21 protein-coding genes are annotated in these 19740 nt (G+C 72.6%); 9 read left to right on the top strand and 12 right to left on the bottom strand.

All coding sequences use genetic code 11. From position 1 onward, the window contains the following. Positions 1–27: 27 nt before the first annotated feature. Together SMD20_RS32355 and SMD20_RS32350 are read right to left on the bottom strand one after the other, a co-directional pair. Positions 28–477, bottom strand: coding sequence for a MarR family winged helix-turn-helix transcriptional regulator (locus SMD20_RS32355; protein WP_329588585.1), 450 nt, complete (start codon positions 475–477; stop codon positions 28–30). Further along, positions 474–1091, bottom strand: a complete 618-nt coding sequence (locus SMD20_RS32350; RefSeq protein ID WP_329588583.1) for a DJ-1/PfpI family protein — start codon at positions 1089–1091, stop codon at positions 474–476. The genes SMD20_RS32355 and SMD20_RS32350 overlap by 4 nt, the downstream gene beginning before the upstream one ends. A gap of 60 nt (positions 1092–1151) precedes the next feature. On the opposite strand from SMD20_RS32350, the gene mads6 reads away from it, so the two are divergent. Beyond that, a complete protein-coding gene (gene mads6 / locus SMD20_RS32345; protein WP_329588581.1) occupies positions 1152–2501 on the top strand; it encodes a methylation-associated defense system protein kinase MAD6 in 1350 nt (449 codons plus the stop codon). Between the two features lie 3 nt (positions 2502–2504). Here mads6 and SMD20_RS32340 read toward each other — a convergent pair whose 3' ends face one another. Further along, positions 2505–3326, bottom strand: a complete 822-nt coding sequence (locus SMD20_RS32340) for an FKBP-type peptidyl-prolyl cis-trans isomerase (RefSeq protein WP_329588579.1) — start codon at positions 3324–3326, stop codon at positions 2505–2507. Positions 3327–3426: 100 nt separating this feature from the next. Between SMD20_RS32340 and SMD20_RS32335 the strand changes: the two genes are divergently transcribed. Then, entirely contained in the window at positions 3427–4473 is a 1047-nt protein-coding gene (locus tag SMD20_RS32335; RefSeq protein ID WP_329588578.1) for a DUF2293 domain-containing protein, read from the top strand. Here SMD20_RS32335 and SMD20_RS32330 read toward each other — a convergent pair. Together SMD20_RS32330 and SMD20_RS32325 are read right to left on the bottom strand one after the other, a co-directional pair. Continuing rightward, positions 4470–6092: an amidohydrolase gene (locus SMD20_RS32330; protein ID WP_329588577.1), complete on the bottom strand. Its 1623-nt coding sequence runs from the start codon at positions 6090–6092 to the stop codon at positions 4470–4472. The two genes, SMD20_RS32335 and SMD20_RS32330, sit on opposite strands and share 4 nt — an antisense overlap. A gap of 57 nt (positions 6093–6149) precedes the next feature. Beyond that, positions 6150–7415 (bottom strand): MFS transporter, encoded by a 1266-nt coding sequence (locus SMD20_RS32325; protein ID WP_329588576.1) that lies wholly within the window; start codon positions 7413–7415, stop codon positions 6150–6152. A gap of 124 nt (positions 7416–7539) precedes the next feature. Between SMD20_RS32325 and SMD20_RS32320 the strand changes: the two genes are divergently transcribed. Continuing rightward, positions 7540–9120 (top strand): PucR family transcriptional regulator, encoded by a 1581-nt coding sequence (locus SMD20_RS32320; protein WP_329588575.1) that lies wholly within the window; start codon positions 7540–7542, stop codon positions 9118–9120. A 22-nt stretch (positions 9121–9142) separates the two neighbouring features. Beyond that, the gene (locus SMD20_RS32315) at positions 9143–9328 is read left to right on the top strand and encodes a hypothetical protein (RefSeq protein WP_329588574.1); all 186 of its coding nucleotides are present in this window, start codon (positions 9143–9145) and stop codon (positions 9326–9328) included. A 4-nt stretch (positions 9329–9332) separates the two neighbouring features. On the opposite strand, the gene SMD20_RS32310 is transcribed toward SMD20_RS32315, so the two are convergent. The 5 genes from SMD20_RS32310 to SMD20_RS32290 are packed head-to-tail and all read right to left on the bottom strand — an operon-like array spanning position 9333 to position 13453. Further along, complete coding sequence (locus SMD20_RS32310) at positions 9333–10304, bottom strand: amidohydrolase family protein (protein WP_329588573.1); 972 nt, start codon at positions 10302–10304, stop codon at positions 9333–9335. A 1-nt stretch (position 10305) separates the two neighbouring features. Next, positions 10306–10821, bottom strand: a complete 516-nt coding sequence (locus SMD20_RS32305; RefSeq protein WP_329588572.1) for a 3-hydroxyanthranilate 3,4-dioxygenase — start codon at positions 10819–10821, stop codon at positions 10306–10308. Continuing rightward, entirely contained in the window at positions 10818–11240 is a 423-nt protein-coding gene (locus SMD20_RS32300) for a RidA family protein (protein ID WP_020540786.1), read from the bottom strand. The genes SMD20_RS32305 and SMD20_RS32300 overlap by 4 nt, the downstream gene beginning before the upstream one ends. A 13-nt stretch (positions 11241–11253) precedes the next feature. Then, positions 11254–12051 (bottom strand): 2-keto-4-pentenoate hydratase, encoded by a 798-nt coding sequence (locus tag SMD20_RS32295; protein WP_329588570.1) that lies wholly within the window; start codon positions 12049–12051, stop codon positions 11254–11256. Then, on the bottom strand, positions 12044–13453 hold the full coding sequence (locus tag SMD20_RS32290; RefSeq protein ID WP_329588569.1) for an aldehyde dehydrogenase family protein: 1410 nt from the start codon (positions 13451–13453) through the stop codon (positions 12044–12046). The genes SMD20_RS32295 and SMD20_RS32290 overlap by 8 nt, the downstream gene beginning before the upstream one ends. 165 nt (positions 13454–13618) lie before the next feature. Here SMD20_RS32290 and SMD20_RS32285 point away from each other — a divergent pair, with 165 nt between their 5' ends. The 3 genes from SMD20_RS32285 to SMD20_RS32275 all read left to right on the top strand — a co-directional run bounded on the left by SMD20_RS32285 (position 13619) and on the right by SMD20_RS32275 (position 15575). Beyond that, the gene (locus SMD20_RS32285) at positions 13619–14161 is read left to right on the top strand and encodes a VanZ family protein (protein ID WP_329588568.1); all 543 of its coding nucleotides are present in this window, start codon (positions 13619–13621) and stop codon (positions 14159–14161) included. A gap of 152 nt (positions 14162–14313) precedes the next feature. Next, on the top strand, positions 14314–15066 hold the full coding sequence (locus tag SMD20_RS32280; RefSeq protein ID WP_329588567.1) for a GntR family transcriptional regulator: 753 nt from the start codon (positions 14314–14316) through the stop codon (positions 15064–15066). 113 nt (positions 15067–15179) lie between these two features. Continuing rightward, a complete protein-coding gene (locus SMD20_RS32275; protein WP_329588565.1) occupies positions 15180–15575 on the top strand; it encodes a hypothetical protein in 396 nt (131 codons plus the stop codon). A 63-nt stretch (positions 15576–15638) separates the two neighbouring features. Here the strand turns inward: SMD20_RS32275 and SMD20_RS32270 are convergent, their stop codons facing one another. After that, on the bottom strand, positions 15639–16709 hold the full coding sequence (locus tag SMD20_RS32270) for a hypothetical protein (RefSeq protein ID WP_329588563.1): 1071 nt from the start codon (positions 16707–16709) through the stop codon (positions 15639–15641). A gap of 149 nt (positions 16710–16858) precedes the next feature. On the opposite strand from SMD20_RS32270, the gene SMD20_RS32265 reads away from it, so the two are divergent. Further along, positions 16859–17380: a gamma carbonic anhydrase family protein gene (locus SMD20_RS32265; RefSeq protein ID WP_329588562.1), complete on the top strand. Its 522-nt coding sequence runs from the start codon at positions 16859–16861 to the stop codon at positions 17378–17380. Here SMD20_RS32265 and SMD20_RS32260 read toward each other — a convergent pair. Then, positions 17352–18254 carry a hypothetical protein gene (locus SMD20_RS32260; protein ID WP_329588561.1) on the bottom strand — a complete coding sequence of 301 codons (903 nt, stop codon included), beginning with the start codon at positions 18252–18254 and terminating at the stop codon, positions 17352–17354. The genes SMD20_RS32265 and SMD20_RS32260 overlap by 29 nt on opposite strands. 53 nt (positions 18255–18307) lie before the next feature. Between SMD20_RS32260 and SMD20_RS32255 the strand changes: the two genes are divergently transcribed. Continuing rightward, on the top strand, positions 18308–19648 hold the full coding sequence (locus tag SMD20_RS32255; protein ID WP_329588560.1) for a hypothetical protein: 1341 nt from the start codon (positions 18308–18310) through the stop codon (positions 19646–19648). Positions 19649–19740: the final 92 nt, after the last annotated feature.

Below are 19740 nucleotides of genomic sequence, written 5' to 3'. Positions count from 1 at the left end.
GTCCGCCTTCCAGGCCCTGGAGCGGTTTCATCGATCTTGGTCGCCGAGCCGGTCGAGGGCGGCGGACAGGAGGCGTACGGCCTCCAGGCACCGCTCGGCCTCCTCCGGGCCCAGCTCCGCGACGAGCCGGTCGGAGAACTCCCCGTGCCCCGGGTTGATCTTGGCGATGGCCTCCCGCCCGGCCGTCGTTGGCTGGAGCAGCTTGGCCCTGCGATGCGCGGGGTTGGGCCGGTATTCGGCGAGGCCCCGCTCCACCAGCAGGTCGGCGATGCGCTGCACGCCCTGCCTGGTCATCCCCATCTCGCGGGCGATCCCGGAGACCGGCAGCGGCTCGCGGAGCACCGCGCCGAGCACCTGCCACCAGGCCGCCGTCATGCCCGCGGGCCGGGCCAGCCCCTCCGCGACGTGGAGGAACTGGCCGTTGAGGCGGAAGGTGCCGAGCGCCAGCCCGGACACCAGCCGCGCGTTCTCTCTCATGCGGTCATCAGCACCTCGTACGCGCTCGGGTCGCTCCGCGAGAACAGCCGGAACCAGGCGTCCAGGATATCGGGGCGGTAGGCGTCGAGCCGGCGGAAGATCTCCCTGGCGAAGGCCACCGGCTCCGTGGGCCCGGCCGTGATGAGATCGCCGTCGAGCACGGCGTCGTGGTCGAGGTAACGCTTCGCGCCCGCGTAGCCCTGCTGGGCCTCCAGGTATTGGACGGCGCCGCTGGTGTGGTCGCGGTCGTCGAGCAGGCCCTCCCTGGCGAGCCCGGCCGTGGCGCCGCAGATGGCCGCGACCGGCACGCCGGCCGCCAGGAACTCTCCTGCCTTGCGGGCGAAGGGGACAAGCTGGTCGCCCGCGTCCCAGAGCGCGGCGCCGGGCAGGATCAGCAGCGCGCTGTCCTCCGGGGAGAGCCGGTCGAGCGTGAGGTCGGGGACGATCCGGGCGCCGCCCATGGTGACGACGGGGTCGGCGGTGAGGCCGACGGTGACGATCTCGTAGCCGCCGGGTTCGCGCTGGTAGACGCCGCTGCGCAGGTGCGCGGTGGCGTGACCGGTCTCCCAGTCGGCGAGCGTGTCGTAGACGGCGTGGTGCACGGTGGGCTTCATGACAACATTCTGTCATTTAGACAACATGTTGTCAATCACAGTCCGTGCGAGGATAGGCCCATGGCAGAGATCGTCGGCGGTGGACGTCCGGTCAACGACGCCGAACGGCGCGTCATCGCATATCTGCGCGACCACGCGCCCGCCGACTGGCTGCTGCTGCACAACATCGAGGTCCCGCGCGGCAACGACGTCTTCGAGGTCGACCTGCTCGTGCTGACCGGCCACTCGCTCGTGGTCGTCGACGTCAAGGGCACGCGGGGACGCATCGAGGTGTCCGGCACGCGCTGGTTCCCGCCCCGGCGGGAGGCGTTCGGCTCGCCGGTGGCCAAGCTGCGGGGCACCGCCAAGGCGCTGAAGGGCCTGCTGGTGTCCAGGTCCACCCAGCTCGAACGGGTCTACGTCGACAGCCTGGTCGTGCTCAGCTCCCCCGACGCCGAGCTGATCGACCCGGCCGGGCGCGACGCCGTCAACGTCACGACCGTGCCCGAGCTGGTGGCCACGCTGAGCGACGTCTCGCGGGTGCGGCGCGGCTGCAGCCCGCACGTACGGCCCTACATGACCGCCGTGCTCGACGCGCTCAACCAGACCGTACGCCGCAGCACCGCGCCGCCCCGCTTCGGCAACTGGGAGGTCGAGGAGCAGCTCGGCGGCGACGCCAAGGTCACCGAATACCGCGCGTTCAACGCCACGCTGCCGGGCAGCGAGACCGTGCTGCTGCGGGTCTACCAGGCCGACCCGCTCGCCGACCACGAGTCGCGGGCGGCCGAGCGGCAGCGCATCGCCAACGCCTACCAGAGCCTGGCCCGCATCCCGCCGCACCCGTGCGTGGTGCGCTCGCGCGACTTCTTCGCCATCGACGACGAGAGCCGGTTCGTGCTGGTCCTCGACGACGTGCACGGCAGGTCGCTGCACCTGTCGCCGCCACGGGGCGCGCGCATGAGCGTGCTCCAGGACCTGCTGAGCGGGCTCGCGCACGCCCACGCCAACGGCGTCGTGCACCGCGCGCTCACCCCGGCCAGCGTGCTGGTCACCGACGACGGCCACGCCGTGCTCACCGGCTTCGACTACGCCAAGCTCGGCCCGCGCAACTACACCGTCGCCCACGAGCTGGGCAACGTGCTCGACGCCCACTACGTCGCTCCCGAGTGCCAGGAGCGGCCCGACCGGATGACCACGGCCTCCGACGTCTACTCCGCCGGGGTGATCGCCCACCAGCTCCTCACCGGCGAGCTGCCCACCAGCGCCGACGCCGACGGCCCCGACGTGCCGGAGGTGGTGCGCCGGATGCTCGACCACTCCCCCGCCAAGCGGCCGTCCGCGGCCGAGGCGCTGCAGGCCCTGACCGCGCCGCCGCCCCAGCGTTCCCGCTTCGGCCGCCTGGTCCGCCGCCTGGTCTCCCGCCCGTCCTAGTGGTCAGCTCGGCAGGGTGATGGTGTCCAGGACGTCGATGACGTAGATCCTGGGCTCGTCCCCCGCCACCGGGACGGCGAGCCGGCAGCCGACGCGGCGGCCGGGCAGCGCGTCCAGCCAGGCCGGGGGCGCCGCGCCCGGCTTCAGGGTGAAGGCGCTCGGCCCGCCCCGCCGGTACGACGAGTCCACGAGCGCCCGCGACGGCCAGGCGGCCGCGACGTACTGGACGATCACCTTCGACCCCGCCAGGATCTCCCGGCCGGAGCCGTCGATGAGGACGCGGGGCGGGTCGGCGGGCGTCAGGTCGGCCGGCACGACCGGCAGGGTCCGCCCCACCAGCCGCGCGTCCGGCGGATAGCCGCCCAGGATGTCGAAGACGACGACGAGCGTGTCCGAGGGCGACACCCCCGCCCACGGCAGGCCGGGCCCGAGCGCGTCGGAGGCCGGCCCGACCAGCATGACCCGGCTGCCCGCCGGATGGCCGATGAGCGAGCGCCGCCAGACCTCCGGCACCTGCCGGCCGTCGAAGACGACGGTGGCGGGCTGGTTGCCGTCGAAGGTGCTCAGGTACGGCCGGTTGCCGGCCCAGCGGCGGATGTCGACGTCGGCGAGCACGACGTCCCCCGGCAGGGTGCGCCGCCCGCTGCCCGTCGACAGCACGGTGACGCGGGGCGCGCGGCCGGGCTTGCCGGCGGGGATGGAGACGACCGGCCTGCTGCCGAAGCCGCCGCTGACGACGGGCTGCGTGCCCTCCCCGGCCCCCGTGTGCGAGGCGGAGCCGCAGGAGGTGGCGAGCATCAGCACGGCGGGCCAGAACAGGCGCACGGTCTTCCTCCAAAGATCCGAGAGGTTCTTCGCCGTGGAGCGCACAAGGAAAGCCCGGGCTTCGTCCATCTCCCGACAAAGGCGCGGGACACTGGGACCCGTGAGCAAGCCCAGCCTGGCGCGGAGGGTCGCGGACGCGGCCGAGATCGCGCTGACCACCCGCAAGTACGTGACGTTCATCGACGTGGTCACCGGGCTCCGCTGGCTGCACTCGCGGCACGTGGACCAATGGCGGCAGGGCCGGGCGCCCACGCTGGCCGGCCTGGCGGCCGTGGACGAGGACCGCCTGGTGGCGACGGCCGCGCTGCTGAAGGACTGGGCGCTGGCCAAGGGACTCAAGCCGGTCGACACCCCTTACGTGGCCGGCACCCGCGACCACCGCGAGCTGCGTTTCACCGCCGGCCACCCGCAGGAGCCGTTCCGCGTCCACTGGATCTCGCCCGAGCTGAGCGAGGCGCGGGTGCGCCGGCTCACCGAGCGGCAGAGCAAGGCGCCCGACCTGGTGGCGGTGGCGCCGCTGGAATCCTGGACGTGCGCGGCCTGCGGCGACACCGGCCCTTACCTGATCATGGAGGACGACCGTCCCCACTGCCTGACCTGCGCCGACCTCGACCACCTGGTGTTCCTGCCGTCGGGGAACGCGGCGCTGAGCCGCCGGGCCAAGCAGGAGAGCCGCCTCGCCGCCGTGGTCGTGCGCTACAACCGGCGGCGCAAGGTCTACCAGCGCGCCGGCCTGCTGGTCGAGCAGGCCGCGCTGGAGGCGGCCGAGGAGCGGTGCCTGGCCGACGAGGAGGCGCGCGAGCGCCGCCGCGAACGCGACCGGGTCCGCCGGGCCGAACAGGACGTGGAGTTCCAGGCCAGGATGGCGGCCGAGATCGCCCGGCTGTTCCCCGGCTGCCCCGAGCAGCGGGCCCGGGACATCGCCGAGCACGCCGGCCAGCGCGGCAGCGGCCGGGTCGGCCGGACGGCGGCGGCCAGGGCGCTCGACGAGAACGCGATCACCCTGGCCGTGATCGCGTCCATCCGCCATCTGGACACCGACTACGACGAGCTGCTGATGTCCGGGGTGCCGCGCATGACCGCCCGCGAGCGGATCAAGGACCGCATCGAGGGCAAGCTCGCGGAGTTCCGCGGCCTCACGCCTTAACGCGAGGCGGACGAGCTGCGGTAGGCGACGCGGCCGTCCAGCATGGTCAGCCACGCGTCCACGCCGGAGAGCTGGTCGGTGGCGAGTGCGGTCACGTCCGCGTCCAGCACCACCACGTCGGCCAGCTTGCCGGGCGTGAGCGAGCCGATCCGGTCCTCCATGCGCAGCGCGTACGCGGCGTCGATGGTGTGGGCGCGCAGCGCCTCCTCCAGCGTGACCGCCTGCTCGGCGCCGATCGGCCCGTCCTCGCGGGTGCGCCGGCGCACCGCGTTGGAGACCGTCTCCATGGGCCGCAGCGAGGAGACGAACGAGTCGCTGGACAGCACCGGCCGCAGCCCGGCGTCGATCTCCTCGCGCATCGGCTGGAGCCGGTGCGCCCGCCGCTCGCCGAGCCTGCGTACGAAGTCGGTGCCGCTGTCGTACAGGAAGTTCGGCTGGTTGACCGGGATCACCCCGAGCGCCGCGAACTCCCTCACCTGGGCCGGCGTCGGGTGGCCGCAGTGCTCGATCCGGGGGCGGGCGTCGTCGCCCGAGACCGCCACCGCCGCCTTGATCGCCTCCAGCGAGTAGCCCATCGCGCGGTCGCCCTGGGTGTGGATGCCGACCTGCCAGCCCGCGACGGCGGCCCGGCGCACCAGCTCCGTGAGCTCGTCGGGGTGGTGGTAGAGCGAGCCGGTGAGGTCGTCGCCGTACGGCTCGTCGAACATGGCGGTGCCGCCGAGCAGCGTCCCGTCGCAGTAGAACTTCATCGCGCCGAAGCGCAGCCGGTCGTCGCCGAACGGCCCGGCGAGGCCCACCTCCGTCAGCTCGTCCAGGAGGTGGGACAGCGGCATGACGACCGTACGGACCGGCAGCGTGCCCGCCGCGTGCGCCGCCCGGTAGACCCGCAGCTCGCGCCGCGAAACCTGCGGGTCGCAGACCGTCGTCACCCCGGCCCGCAGGTACGTCTCCCGCGCCCCCTCCAGCCAGCCGAGAAGCTGCTCGCCCGGCAGGTCCACGTGAAAGTTCGGGCCGTGGCAGCCGATGTCGACGGCCACGGGCAGCAGCAGTTCCATGGCGGAGTCCAGCACCATGCCGGTGAGCCGGCCGCCCTCGTCGCGCAGGAACGAGCCGCCCGCCGGGTCGGCCACGTCGTCGCCGATGCCGCGCCAGGCGAGCGCCGCCGAGTTGACCACCGCCTGGTGCCCCGACACGTGGTAGACGATCACCGGGTGCTCGGTGGTGGCCTCGTCCAGTTGCGCACGGGTGGGCCGGCCACCGGGGTACTTGGCGTCGTCCATGCCGTACGCGCGGATCCACTGCCCGGCGGGCGTGCGCGCCGCCTCGGCGGCGATGGCCGCGACCAGGTCGGCCGCGCTGCCCACCGCCGGGTAGCGCGCGTCCACCGCCACCAGGGTCTCGGCCGTGGACAGCAGGTGGTTGTGCGGGTCGATGAAGCCCGGCAGCACGCTGCGCCCGCCCGCCTGCACGACCTCGGCGCCCGGCCCTGCGGCGGCCAGCACGTCAGCCTCGCGGCCCACGGCCAGGATCCGCCCGTCGCGGACGGCGACGGCCTCGGCGGAGGGGTTCGCGGGGTCCATGGTGAGGACCTTCGCGCCGGTGATGACGGTGGTGGACACTAGGTCTCCTTGTCGGTGAGGACTTGCTTGTACGGGCGGGCGGGCGGGCGGGCGCGGTCAGACGGTCGCCGGCACGCGGTCGCGGTGGCGGGGCGCCACGGCGAGGCAGACGACGCTGAGCGCGCACATGCCGACGAGCAGCGCCACGGCCGGCCACGCGGCGCCGCCGGCCCCGGCCACCAGCGCCGTGGCGACCAGCGGCGACAGACCGCCGAAGATCGCTCCGGCGCCCTGGTAGGCGAGCGAGATGCCGGTGTAGCGCACCTGCGGCGGGAACATCTCGGACAGGATGGCCGCCATGGGGCCGTACGTGCCCGAGGTGGCCAGCCGCATGAGGCCGAGCAGCCCGAAGATCAGGAACGTGCTGTGCGAGCCGAGCACCGCGAACTGCGGCACGGCGAGCACCGCGGTGGCGACCAGGAACCAGATGGCGACCTTGCGCGAGCCGAACTTGTCGCCCATGTAGGCGATGCCGAGCGTGGCCACCAGCTCGACGAACGCGGCGAAGCTCAGGCCGTTGAGAATGAGCTGCTCGGACTCGCCGACCGAGGGCCCGGTCGCGTACGCCAGCAGGAACGTCGTGAGGATGTAGTAACCGCCGATCGCGACCGGCAGCGTGCCGATGCCGAGCAGCACCGAGCGCCAGGACGTGCGGAAGACGGCCTTGATCGGCATCGCGCTCTTCTCGGTCTGCGCGAAGACCGGGGACTCCTCCACGCGGAGCCTGATCATCAGGCCGACCAGCACCAGCACGGCCGAGACGACGAACGGCACCCGCCAGCCCCACGACATCAGCGCGTCCTCGCCGAACAGCGTGATCAGGCTGAAGGCGCCGGTCGCGAGCAGCGCTCCGGCGGGGTTGCCGAGCTGGGCGAACCCGCCGTAGAAGGTCTTGCGGCCCTCGGGGGCGTGCTCGACCGCCATCAGCACGGCACCACCCCACTCGCCGCCGACCGCGAGGCCCTGGATGAAGCGCAGCAGCACCAGCAGCGCGGGGGCGAGCGCGCCGATCGACGCGTACGTCGGCAGCACGCCGACCGCGAACGTCGCCGCGCCCATCATCAGCAGCGTGACCACCAGCGCCGACTTGCGCCCCACCCGGTCACCGAAGTGGCCGAACACGATGCCGCCGAGCGGCCGGGCGAAGAAGCCGACCGCGTAGGTCGCGAAGGACGCCATGAGCGCTACGGCCGGACTGCTCGCGTTGGGGAAGAACAGATCGTCGAAGATCAGTGCGGCGGCGGTCGCGTAGACGTAGAAGTCGTACCACTCAATGGTGGTCCCGATGAAAGCGGCTCCGGCCGCCCGGGTGGCACGGTTCAAGGGATCCTCCGGGGTGTCTGGGGGCTGCGATGACGATAAGCGCAGGTCAGCCGGATGGGGTTGAGCCAAAACGCACTCCGGAGGGTGCGTTAGAGTGCGGTATGCACCACACGGAGAAGCGCTCATGTCGCTGACGGTCGCCCGGACGATGGCGCTTCCCGGGATGCGCATGCGGCTGCTGGCCGGACGTACCGGCACCTGGCGGGCCGTGCGATGGGCGCACGTGTCGGAGCTGGCCGACCCGGTGCCGTGGCTGTCCGGCGGCGAGTTCGTCATGACGATCGGGCTGGGGCTGCCCGCCGAGCCGGAGGGCCGCCGGGCCTACGTCGAACGGCTCGCCGCGGCCGGCTGCGCCGCGCTCGCCTTCGCCCTGCACGAGCATGTGGACGAGGTGCCGCGCGACCTCCTCGACGCCGCCGACGCCTGCGGACTGCCCGTCCTGGAGGTGCTGACCTCGTTCATCGCGGTGACCGAGGCGGTCGCGCGCTGGCACGCCGACGAGCGCGTACGCGGCGAGCGCCGGGTCGTCGCGGCGCAGGAGGCCATCGCGCGGGCGGCGCTCGCGCACGGCACCGCCGGCATCCTCCGCACCCTGGCCGAGCACGCCGCGGGCGAGGCCCTGCTGCTCGGGCCGCACGGCGAGCACAAGCACGCGGTGCCCGCGCGGGAGCGGCCCTGGCACGCCCGCGCCGCCGAGGCCGCGGCGGCGAGCGGCGGCGGGCGCAGCGCCGGGGTGCTGGACGACGGCATCGAGGCCGTCCAGGTGCACAGCCTCGGCTTCTCCGGGCCGGCCACCGGCTGGCTCGCGGTACGCACCGCGTCACCGCTCGACTGGCACGTCCGGATGCTCACCAGCCATGCCGCCTGCCTGCTCGCCATCGAGCTGCTCGGGCTGCGGGTCGGGCGGTCCAGGATGCACGCCCAGCGGGGCGCGCTGCTGGCCGCCGTGCTCGACGGGCGGCTGCCCGCGGCGCGGCTCGGCGAGCTGTGCTCAGTGGCGGCGGCGCCGTACGAGGTGGTGGTGGTCAGGCCGGGCGTGAGCCTGGAGGCGGCGGTCGAGGCGCTGGAGGAGGTGGCCGAGGCCGGCGACGAGGAGACGGCCCTGGTCTGCGTGCGACCGGAAGGCACGGTGTTCGTGCTGCCGGAGCACACCGGCATGCCCGGCGAGCAGGCGGGCGGGCGGCTCGGTGTCCGCCTGTGTGCGCGGCTCGGGGTGGCGGGGGGTGGGTGCCGGGCGGGCGGGCTGGAGGAGGTGCCGGCCGCCGTGCGGCACGCGGCCGCGCTGGTCGCGCGCGGCGGCGGCGACGGCTACGCGCATGTGGACGACCTGGAGCCGCAGGCGCTGCTGCGGGACGCGTTCGTGCCCGAGGCGGCCCGCCGCTTCTCCACCGCCGTGCTGCGCCCGCTGCGTGAGTACGAGGCCAGGCACGGCGGCGACCTTGTGGGCACGCTCCGCGCGTACCTGGAGGCGGGCGACAACGCGGAGACCGCCGCGCGCCGCCTCGGTGTGCACCGCAACACGCTGCGGCGCCGGCTGGCCGCCGCCGAGCGGGTCTCCGGCGGCCCGCTCACCGACCCCGGCCACCGGCTGCGCCTGTGGCTGGCCCTGTCGCTGCCGGACCTCGTCCCGCCCGGCTCGTCCCGCGCCGCGCTGGGTCTGGACAGAGCCGCCCGTGACGCCGATGCTGAAGGTCGGCACCCCTGATTCGCTCGGTTGGGAGCGTCCCATGACCATCCGCACCTGGCTCCGCTGCGCCGCCGCCTGCGCCGCGGCACTCGCGCTGAGCACCGTCCCCGCCGCGCCCGCCGGGGCGGACGACGGATGCGCGGGCACCGCCGCCACCGTCGTCCGCACCCCGCAGGTGGGCCTGGTGCTCGCCGACGGCGATACGGGCTACAAGCGCCCGGTGTGATCGGTCAGGCGCCCAGGAACACCTCGGCGTTGCCGCCGAGCAGCTTGGCCCGCGCGGTCTCGGACAGGAACCCGGCCCGCCGGATCACCCCGCCCGCCGGCGACTCGCCGAGCGGGTAGGGGAAGTCGCTGCCGAGCAGCACGTGGTCCTCGCCGAAGGTGTCGACGAGCAGGCGTAGCGCCCGCTCGTCGAAGACCGCGGAGTCGACACCGAACCTGCCGAGGTAGTGCGACGGCGGATGCTCCGAGACGCCGACCACGCCGGGGCGGCGATGCCAGGCGTTCTCGAAGCGGCCGAGCCAGAAGGCGAAGGAGCCGCCGCCGTGCGCGAAGCAGATCCGCAGGCTCTCGGGCACCTGGTCGAACACGCCGCCGAGGATCATGGCGAGGATCGACAGGTGGGTCTCGGCGGGCATCCCGACGAGCCACTGGGCCATCCAGCGCTCGACGCGCGGCCCGGCCGGCAGATCCCACGGGTGCACGAAGACGGGCGCGCCGCGCTCGGCGCAGTGCCGCAGGAACGCGACCACGCCGGGGTCGTCGAGATCCCGGTCGCCGACGTGGTTGCCGATCTCGACGCCGCGGTGGCCGTTCGCCAGGCAGCGGTCGAGCTCGGCGCAGGCCAGCTCGGGATCCTGCAACGGCACCTGACAGAACGGGATCAACCGCTCGTGCGCACAGATCTCCAGCGCCAGGTCGTTGAAGATCTTGGCGATCCGCACGCCCTCCTCGGCCGGCAGGTCGTAGCCGAAGAAGACCGGGGTGGGCGAGACCACCTGCCGGTCCACGCCGTCGGCGTCCATCCTGGCCAGCCGGACCTCCGGGTCCCAGCAGTCGTCCTGGATCCGGCGGAACTCGCGCTCCCCCACGAGGATGGTCGCCTCGCGCTCGGAGTCGACGCGCAGCCGGGGCGCCCCGGGCCGGCCCAGGTCGGGCCAGCCCTTGGGCACGTGGTGCGTGTGGACGTCAACGATCACTTCAGCCCTTGCCAGGGTGCAGGGCGCCGCAGCGGCCGCAGGTGCGGGCCTTCTCGTCGGCGTAGAACGCCTCGAAGACCGGGGGCAGGTCCTTGACGATGTCGCGTACCTGCAGCTCGACGTCGTGCACCAGGCCGCCGCACTCCGCGCAGTACCACTGGAAGCGCTCCAGCGTGCCCTCCGGCCGGATCCGCTCGATCACCAGCCCGACCGAGCCCTCCTCCGGCCGCTGCGGCGAGTGCGGCATCCCGCCGGGCAGCAGCCACATCTGGCCCTCACGGACGTGCACGGTCTCGGGGCCGTTCTCGGTGACCACGTTGACGTGCATGTTGCCCCGCACCTGGTAGAACAGCTCCTCGTACGGGTCCACGTGGAAGTCGGTGCGCGCGTTGGGCCCGCCCACCACCATCACGATGAAGTCCTCGGCCTCCTCGAAGACCAGCTTGTTGGCCACCGGTGGCTTGAGCAGGTGGGCGTGCTCGTCGATCCACTTCGTGAAGTCAACGGGGGGAATCAAGATCGCTCCTGGGGGTGGTAGGCGACGGCTTGCATCTCGATGAGCAGGTGCGGGTGCGGAAGCTGGTGCACCGCCACCGTGGTCCGCGTCGGGCCCTCCTCGTCGAAGAACTCGGCGTAGACCTCGTTGTATCCCTTGAAGTCGTTCATGTTCACCAGATAGGTGGTGATCTGGACGAGGTCGGCGAGGGAGCCGCCGGCGGCCTTGAGTATGTCGCCGATGTTCTCGATGACCGCCCGGGTCTGGGCGCGGATGTCCAGGTTCGTCGCCCCGTACTTGTCCACTTCCACGCCCACGAACGTGTCGTCGTGGCGGCGGCAGCTCGTGCCCGAGACGTACAGGAAGTCGCCGGCCCGCTTGACGTGCGGGAACCGGCCGCGCGGCGTGGCCTTGCCGGGCACGCGGATGCCCTTGGCCATCACGTGGTCGTCCTCACTGCGTGAACACCGCCCGCACCGATCCGAGCCCCTCGACGTGGGCCTCCAGCACGTCGCCGGGCCCCACCGGCACGACGGGGCCGAGCGTGCCGGTCAGCACGACCTCGCCGGCCCGCAGCGGGCGCTCGGTGCGGCCGAGCCGGTCGGCCAGCCAGACGGCGGCGTTGATCGGGTGGCCGAGGCAGGCGGCGCCCGTCCCGGCGGAGACCTGCTCGCCGTTCCTGGTCATCGTCATGGCGGCGGCGCGCAGGTCGAGCCCGCGCAGCGGGACCGGGGTGTTGCCGAGCACGTACACGCCGGAGGAGGCGTTGTCGGCCACGGTGTCGAACAGCCCGATGTCCCAGCCGGCCACGCGGGAGTCGGCGATCTCGATGGCGACCAGCGCGAAGTCCACCGCCCTCAGCACCTCGGCGGCCGTGAACGGGCCGCCCGCAAGGTCCGCGCCGAGCACCAGCGCGATCTCGGCCTCGGCGCGCGGCTGCAGCAGCCGGTCGTACGGGATGGGCAGCCCGTCGAGGTAGGCCGCGTCGGCGAAGAGCGGGGCGCAGGTCGGATGGTCGATGCCGAGCTGCCGCTGGACGTCGAGGTTGGTGACGCCGACCTTGCGGCCGGCCGGCCGCCGCCCCTCGGCCAGCGCCGTCTCCGTGGCGAGGTCCTGGACGGCGTAGGCGTCGGCGAGCGTGCCGATCAGGTCACGGACCGGCGCGCACGGTTTGCCGGTGCGCGCCGCCTCGGCCAGCCGGTCGGCGGCCTGCGCACGCGCGTCCACCGCCTGCGACCATTCGTCATGCATCGGGTTGCTCCATCTTGATGGTGATCGTGGTGGGTTCGGAGTAGAAGTCCAGCGACTGGGTGCCGCCCTCCCTGCCGATGCCCGACAGGCGCAGCCCGCCGAAGGGCGTGCGCAAATCGCGCAGGTACCAGGTGTTGACCCAGACCAGCCCGGCCTCCAGACGCTGCGCCACGCGGTGTGCGCGGTCGAGGCCGCCGGTCCAGATCGCCGCGGCGAGGCCGTACTCGCTGTTGTTGGCCAGGTCGATCGCCTCGGACTCGGTGTCGAAGTGGGCCACGTGACACACCGGGCCGAAGATCTCCTCCCTGTTGAAGCGGGACCACTCGGACAAGCCTGTCACCACGGTGGGATCCACGAAATAGCCCGAGTCGCGCTTGTCCCCGAAGGACGGCGTGCCGCCTCCTGCGAGCACCTTGGCTCCCTCCGAGCGGGCCAAGGCGTACGAGGACAGGACCTTCTCGCGGTGCTCGGCCGAGATCATCGGCTGCGGCACGACCTCCTGGGCGCGGGCGGCCAACCGGGTGCAGAACTCCTCGAAGATCGGGCGCTGGACGTACAGGCGCTCGGTGCACAGGCAGACCTGGCCGCCGTTGGTGAAGACGGACCTGACGCAGCCCTCGACCGCGCGATCCAGGTCGCAGTCCTCGAAGACCAGGGCGGCGTTCTTGCCGCCCAGCTCGAACGAGACCGGCTTGACCCGGTCGGCCACCGCCTTCATGATCGCCGAGCCGGTCCTGGTCGAGCCGGTGAACGTCACGGCGTCCACCCAGGGGTGCTCGACCAGGAGCTGCCCGGCGGCGCCGTGGCCGTAGATGATGTTGACCACGCCCGGCGGTAACCCGGCGGCGGCGCAGATCTCGGCGAACACGGCGGCCGAGCCCGGCGTGTGCTCCGACGGCTTGACCACGACGGTGTTGCCGGCCACCAGGGCGGGGGCCAGCTTCCACGTCATGAGCAGGAACGGCAGGTTCCACGGGACGATCACCGCGACCACGCCGAGCGGCCGGCGCACGGTGTAGGAGAGCACGCCCGACAGGTGGAAGGCCTCGTCGGGGCGGTGGGAGGCGATCTCGGCGAAGGCGCGGAAGTTCGCGATGCCGCGCGGGATGTCGAGGGTGCGGGTCTGGTCGAGCGGCTTGCCGGTGTCGGCGATCTCGGCGGCCACGAGGTCGTCGAAGCGCTCCTCGATGCCCTCGGCGAGGCGTCGCAGCCACCCCGCCCGCTCGGCCACCGGCAGCGCGGCCCAGTCGCGGGCGGCCTCCCGCGCGGCGCGCACCGCCCGGTCCACCACCTCCGGGTCGGCCTCGCCGACCTGTCTGATCACCGCGCCGGTCATCGGATCGTGGACCGGGAAGGCCGTGCCCGCGGCCACCGGCTCCCCGCCGATGAAGTGGGTCAGCACTGCGGTCTCCTCCTTCCGGGGGACGACATCCGGGGGACGACATCCGGGGGACGACGGGCCCCTCGATCGCCATCGTCTCCCCCGACCAGGCAGGAGAGGACGCGGAGAAGACCTGTCCGAATGGACATCTTCCGGTACCCCTTGATCGCTGTCCATCATGAGCGGATGGCGCAGACGTGGGAATTGTGGGGATCCGTCATTATTGCTGGTACGTTTGCGCTGTTCCTGACCCCGCTCGCGGTCGTGCTCCTCTTCCGCCGCCGCGCCCGCGCCGGCCGCCCGGCGCCGCTGCGCACCGCGATCGCCGATGTGGGCATCGTGGTCGGCACGGCCCCGTGGATCTGGATGATCCTGACCCCCGCGAACGGTCCCGGCGGAGTCGGGCTGATCCCGTTCGCGGACCTGGCCGACCTCGCCTCGGCCCCGTGGCAGACGGTGTTCGTGCAGGTCGGGGGCAATCTCCTGGTGTTCGCCGCGCTGGGCGCGCTGCTGCCGGTACGGAGTGCGGCGATGGCTTCGACGGGCCGGGTTGCGGCGGTCGCGGCGGCCTTTTCGGTCCTGGTCGAGGTGCTGCAACTCGTGCTGGAACTCGGACGTTTCTCGTCCGTTGACGACGTCCTGCTCAACACGGCGGGCGCGGTGGTCTCCGCGTCGGTTACTCGCCGCTGGTGGGCCGGGCGAATACCGGCCGGGACAGGTGCCCGGTAACGGTCCGCTTAAACACGGCGTAGTTCACCACACGGGCACGATCAGCTCAAAAACAGCTCGCGACCAACCCTTGTATCTGTGCGATCGTGGACAAGACGGGGCAAGTTCTCTGGAGACGCCACAACCTGGTTGGTGACAGAGGGTGATCAAAGTTGTCTGAATCCCCGGTACCCCACGAGCCCCCTATCTATCGCCGCATCGCCGACGGTCTCCGCGCCCGGATCCTGGCCGGCGAGCTGCGTGACGGGGACCGACTGCCGGGCGAGAACGCACTGATGGCCGACTACGCAATCGCGCGAGCCACCGCCAGGCAGGCGCTTGCCGTACTGATCAACGAAGGGCTGGCGGTGCCCAGACGAGGTTCGGGGGTTTACGTGCGGCTGTTCAAACCCATCCGGCGGCACGGCTCACGCCGGCTGTCACGCGAGCAGTGGGGTCAGGGCCGGGCCATCTGGGACGCGGACACCCGGGGCCGGCCGTTCACCGTCGATCACCTGGAGGTGGCTCTGGAGCGCGCGGCCGAGCACGTGGCGGGCATACTCGACAGCGCCGAGGTGTGGGTACGCCGCCGCCGCTACTCGGTCGACGCCAGGCCCGTGCAGCTCGCGGCCTCCTACTTCCCCGCGCACCTGGTCCAGGACAGCGCGATCACCCTCACCGACACCGGCCCTGGCGGCGTCTACGCCCGGCTGGGCGACCTCGGCGCGGCCCCCGCCCACTTCACCGAGGAGGTCCGCGCCCGCATGCCGCGACCGCGCGAGAGCGCGCTGCTCGACCTGCCCGGCGGCACTCCCGTCATCGTCATCGCGCGCACGGCGTACACGTCGGGCGGGCTTCCCGTCGAGGTCAACGAGATGGTGCTGGACTCGGCGGCATACGTACTCCAGTACGACTTCGACGCCTAGTTCAACCCGATCTGTCAAGCGTTAGGTTGACCTGCCCTTGAATTCTCTAGAGAAGTCATTCATCGTCTAAGGAGATGGAAACCTCACCTGGGGCCCCCGGAAGGCGGGCAGCGATGTCCTTTGACCGGCATCTCGCCGAGATCGCCCGGGAGTATCCCCAATGGACCATCTGGCGGAGCGACGCGGGCCGCTGGTGGGCCACGAGGCACCATCCGCTGAGCGCCGAACAGCGCGACGCCGGATGCGCGATGACCATCGACGCGGACGACCCGGAGGGCCTGCGGGACCACCTCCGGGACCAGGAACGACGGGCCGGCGAGCCACAGGACTGGGGAGCCGGCCCCGCACCACCCCGGCGTCGGCGGCGGCAGCAGCCCGCCGCGGGCGCACACGAGCAGCCCGGTGCCGGGTCCAGCGTCTCGGCGGCCCCGGCACCGGGCCACCAGAACGGCGGGGCCACGAGCGCGGAAGCCTCCGACCCAATCGGGGGCGGAGGCTTCCGCTCCTGACGCTACTCATTCAGGAGCCTCGAGAGACGCTTCGGAGGCGCGCGTCGACTTCAGAAGCGCGCGTTACTTCGGGGGCACGCGGACGACGGTGACCTCCGTGTCGTCGGAGACCGGCCGCTCCTCGGCGCCGGCCTCCCGCGGCCGCTCCTCCTCGTCGTCGTCCTCGACGATCACCCGCACGTCGTCCTGCGGGTGGGGCTGCTGCCGCTCCTGGGGCTGGAGCTCGGGCTCGGACTCGGGCTGGGCCGCGATCTGCGGCTGCTGCCGCGGGGGCGCGATGGCCTCAGGCACCAGCGGCCCGGCGCCCGCCTCGGTGCGCATGAGGTCGCCGAGCACCGAGCCGATCTCGTTGAGCCGCCGCACCACCTCGGTGTGCGTGTTGGTGAGGTAGTCCACCCGCCGGCCCGCCTGCTCGTCCAGCGCCGCCGTACGCCGGCGCGCGGTCTCCAGCATCGCCTCGCCCTCGGCCCGCGCGCTCATGACGATCTGCTCCGCCTGGGCGGCGGCGTCCTTCATGAGCTGCTCGGACTCGGCCTGGGCCGTGGTCAGCAGGCGCTCCGCCTCGCTCCGCGCCCCGCGCACGGTCTCCTCCGCCTCGGCGCGGGCCGAGGTGAGCTGCTCGTCGGCGTCGGCGCTCGCCTGGGACAGCATGCGCTCGGCGGCCTGCGTGGCCTCGTTCACCCGGCGCTCCGCCTCCGCCTGCGCGGAGGTGAGGATGTTGTCGGCGGTCTCGCGGGAGGTCGTCAGCAGCCGCTCGGCCTCGGCTTGCGACGTCTCACGCAGGTGGGCGGCCGCGGCCTGCGACGTCTCACGCAGGTGGGCGGCCTCGGCCTCCGCCTCCGCCCTCTTGGCCTCGGCCTCCTCCTCGCCGAGCTTGAGTATCTGGGCGAGCCGCGGGCTCAGGTCCTCGTAGCTCTGTGGCGTCTCGACCATGCGCCGCCGGGCCTCCGCCAGCTCGATGCGGCCCTGCTCGGCCTGGTCGATGGCCCGCGCCAGCCGCTCCTCCAGATCGCGGATCTGGTTGCGGGTGCGGAGCATGTAGTCGTGGACCTGGCGGCGGTTGTAGCCGCGCATGACGACCTCGAAGGTGTCCTCTTGCATCAGGTCGGGGAAGCTGTCGTGCTGGTTCATCATGGAGGTTACCTAAGGGTGGATTGCGTGAGGCGGGGAGAACTGCGAGTTGTGAGGGTCTGACGGCGAGTCGTCAAGAAACGACTTTCCTGCCATCTGCCCACGTCCGCAACCGGAACGCCATACCCGGACCGGCAATTACGATGTGTCGAATGTACATAGCAGCGCTGGATGCCGGGGCCGTCCCCGACATCCATCCCGAGGCGTTCGTCGCCCCCGGCGCGACCGTGGTCGGCCGGGTCAGCGTCGGCCGGGCGTCGAGCATCTGGTACGGCTCCGTTCTGCGGGGCGACGACGAGCGGATCGAGATCGGCGAGGAGTGCAACGTACAGGACCTGTGCTGCCTCCACTCCGACCCCGGTGAGCCCGCCGTCCTGGAGGATCGGGTGAGCCTCGGCCACAAGGCGATGGTCCACGGCGCCCACGTCGAGTCCGGCGCGCTGATCGGCATCGGCGCGATCGTGCTCGGCGGCGCCCGCGTCGGTGCGGGCACGCTGGTGGCCGCGGGAGCGCTGGTGGGCCCCGGCAAGAAGATCCCGTCGGGCGTGCTGGTGGCCGGGGTGCCCGGCCGGATCGTACGCGAGCTCACCGACGACGACCGGGCCTCCTTCGCCCGCACCCCGGACAACTACATCGCCAAGGCACTCAGGCACCGGCAGGCGTCAAGGCTTTGACGAGCACGTCGGCCGGCACCGACTGGTCGTTCAGCGGGTCGGCGTAGTCCGGCAGCTCGGGCCGGAGGAACCGGACGAAGTCGACGGTCAGCTTTAAGTCGGGCAGGCCCCTGATCAGCCGGGCGTTGGCCTTCGCCGGGTCCTGCTTTACGGCGCCGTAGCTGTCCCAGTCGGTGTAGGCGGTGATGCCCCACTGGAGGGCGTCGGGGAGGTTGGAGGCCCAGCGCTGCCCCACCTTCCACGTGCCGCCCTCCTCCTTGTACAGCGCCACGAAGGCGCGCCCAGCGCGGGCGAGGACGAGGTCGACCCAGCCGGCCTTGACCGGGATCTCCTTCGGCTTGGAGCTGCCGTTCTCGGTCCACTTGACCTCGACCTGGCCGCTCTTCTCGCCGGTGCCGGTGGTGATGGAGACCCAGTTGGGGGTGGCGTACGAGCCCGGCTGGCGGGCCATGAGCCCGCCGAGCGAGAACTTCCGCTTGGGCTTGCCGCCGTTCTTGCCCTCGACCTTGACCCGCGCGTGCATGACGATGTCGCCGGCGAGGTCCTGGTAGAGGAAGGGGCCGCGGAAGCCGTCGAACCAGGCCGAGGTCCTCGGCTCCAGGTAGAGCATGCCCTTCGCGGTCTTGTTCACGTCCAGCTTGGCGATCCGGTCGACGTCCTTCTCGGTGTCGCTCAGCTTCGTCCACATGGCGAGGTCGGTCGCCTTCGCGAACTCGGTCGAGGCCTCGCCCACCTCTCCGCCGGGCGCGGGAGGGGTGGCCCGCTCGAGCGTCAGCATGCCGGGCCCGGTGACCGTGGGGTCGGCCGAGGTCGTCGTGCCGCATCCGGCGAGCACGCTCGCGACCGCTAACGTCCCTGCTACCTTCGCCCTCATAGGCCACATTCTGCCGTGTCTCGCCGTCGGGTGATCCACGACCGGCAAGTACGATGACGCCCGTGCCACCCTGGGATGCGTTCACCGCCACCGAGGCGGCGGTCCGCGCGATGGTCGCCGACCCGCGCTGGCCTGAGCTCCCGGTGCCCGATCGCGCGCACGTCCTGGCCGCGAGGGTCCTCGTCACCCGCGACGGCGACCGGTGGTTGTTCGGCGCGCACGCCCGCTGGCACCTGCACGACCCGGCCTCCGGCCGCTGGCACCTCGCGCCCCCGCCGCGGGGCGAGCGGGCCCGCGAGGTCCGGCACGCCGCCGCCGAGCTGCCGCCGGACGTGGTGCCGTCCGGACCCGACTTCCACGCCGAGCCCGGCTCCACGATGGCCTTCATCGGCCCCGACGTCTCCGCCGACCTCACCGAGCGGCTGCGCGTGCTCGTACGGGCCTGCGGGCGCAAGTCCGAGCTCGACTACCCGCTGACGGCCTTCGACGACATCTTCGCCAGGGACGTGCCGAGCACGGTCGCGGCCGTGTGGGGCACGATCATGTGGTGCTCGTACGCGCCGGCCTTCGACGGCAACGAGCGGCTGCTCACCGTCTTCGGCGAATACCTCCGCCGGCCGCTCCCCGGCGACGAGTGGGTGCGCTGGCTGCCCGCGCCGCCGCTGCTGGACCTCGTCACGATGGTCGTGGAGCGGGCGGAGGCCGGGCGGGCCAGGGAGTCGCGCCGCCTGGCCGCCGTGATGGCCGACACCGCGCAGATCCTGATGTCCGACACCCGGTTCCGGCCGCGGGCGCTCGCGCTGCTCACCATGGTCGAGCCCGCGCTGCGCGACCCCGGGCTGGACGACGGCCTGGCGGGCGCGGAGGAGGTGCGTCTGGCGTGGCTGGAGCGTACTCCGGCGCGGCTGGGCCGGGCGCTGCTGCCGGAGACCGACGTCGCGGCGCATTTCCGGCACGCGGTCTACGACCTGGCCGAGGCGCTGGCGTTCACGCCCGATCCGGCGCGGGCCACGGCGGGGTTCCTGGCCGACCTGGCCGACTCGCGGCGGCGGCTGCCCGCGCTGCTCGACCATCGGCTGCGGACGGCGTACGAGGAGTTGGAGCGGGCGGGGATGACGGAGACCTCGGTCGCCGAGACGACCGCGCCCGAGGGGTTCCCCGCCGGCCCGCGAGGCGGGGTGTCGACCGTGCCCGCGCCGGTGCTGGAGGTGGCGCCGCCCGACCGGACGAGCGCGGCGGGGGTGCTGGGGGCCGCGTACGCGACGGGGCGGGCCTGGGAGCGCCTGACCGGCGCCAAGGTGCCGGAGCGGGGCCTCGCGGGGCAGTCGGCGCTCGTGAGCAAGCTGGTGCACGAACGCGATGATCATCACGTGAGCGACACTGATCACATCTAAACCACTAATCCCGCTATTTCCCTCTTACCTCGCCTGTATCGTTCTAACACCCGAAGGCTCAGTAAATTCGCTGAATTGTGATCTCCGATTCG

Origin of the sequence: Nonomuraea sp. LP-02, assembly GCF_036289125.1 — a bacterium.
GTDB lineage: Bacteria > Actinomycetota > Actinomycetes > Streptosporangiales > Streptosporangiaceae > Nonomuraea > Nonomuraea bangladeshensis.
This window is presented reverse-complemented; position numbering and strand designations above follow the sequence as displayed.

Bases quoted from the DNA above. Each gene is read 5' to 3' on its own strand.
- SMD20_RS32260 (WP_329588561.1), bottom strand. From the start codon at position 18,254: ATGAGGGCGAAGGTAGCAGGGACGTTAGCGGTCGCGAGCGTGCTCGCC.
- SMD20_RS32295 (WP_329588570.1), bottom strand. From the start codon at position 12,051: ATGCATGACGAATGGTCGCAGGCGGTGGACGCGCGTGCGCAGGCCGCC.
- SMD20_RS32355 (WP_329588585.1), bottom strand. From the start codon at position 477: ATGAGAGAGAACGCGCGGCTGGTGTCCGGGCTGGCGCTCGGCACCTTC.
- SMD20_RS32270 (WP_329588563.1), bottom strand. From the start codon at position 16,709: ATGATGAACCAGCACGACAGCTTCCCCGACCTGATGCAAGAGGACACC.
- SMD20_RS32350 (WP_329588583.1), bottom strand. From the start codon at position 1,091: ATGAAGCCCACCGTGCACCACGCCGTCTACGACACGCTCGCCGACTGG.
- SMD20_RS32320 (WP_329588575.1), top strand. From the start codon at position 7,540: ATGTCGCTGACGGTCGCCCGGACGATGGCGCTTCCCGGGATGCGCATG.
- SMD20_RS32255 (WP_329588560.1), top strand. From the start codon at position 18,308: ATGACGCCCGTGCCACCCTGGGATGCGTTCACCGCCACCGAGGCGGCG.
- mads6 (WP_329588581.1), top strand. From the start codon at position 1,152: ATGGCAGAGATCGTCGGCGGTGGACGTCCGGTCAACGACGCCGAACGG.
- SMD20_RS32315 (WP_329588574.1), top strand. From the start codon at position 9,143: ATGACCATCCGCACCTGGCTCCGCTGCGCCGCCGCCTGCGCCGCGGCA.
- SMD20_RS32300 (WP_020540786.1), bottom strand. From the start codon at position 11,240: ATGGCCAAGGGCATCCGCGTGCCCGGCAAGGCCACGCCGCGCGGCCGG.
- SMD20_RS32275 (WP_329588565.1), top strand. From the start codon at position 15,180: ATGTCCTTTGACCGGCATCTCGCCGAGATCGCCCGGGAGTATCCCCAA.
- SMD20_RS32285 (WP_329588568.1), top strand. From the start codon at position 13,619: ATGGCGCAGACGTGGGAATTGTGGGGATCCGTCATTATTGCTGGTACG.
- SMD20_RS32265 (WP_329588562.1), top strand. From the start codon at position 16,859: ATGTACATAGCAGCGCTGGATGCCGGGGCCGTCCCCGACATCCATCCC.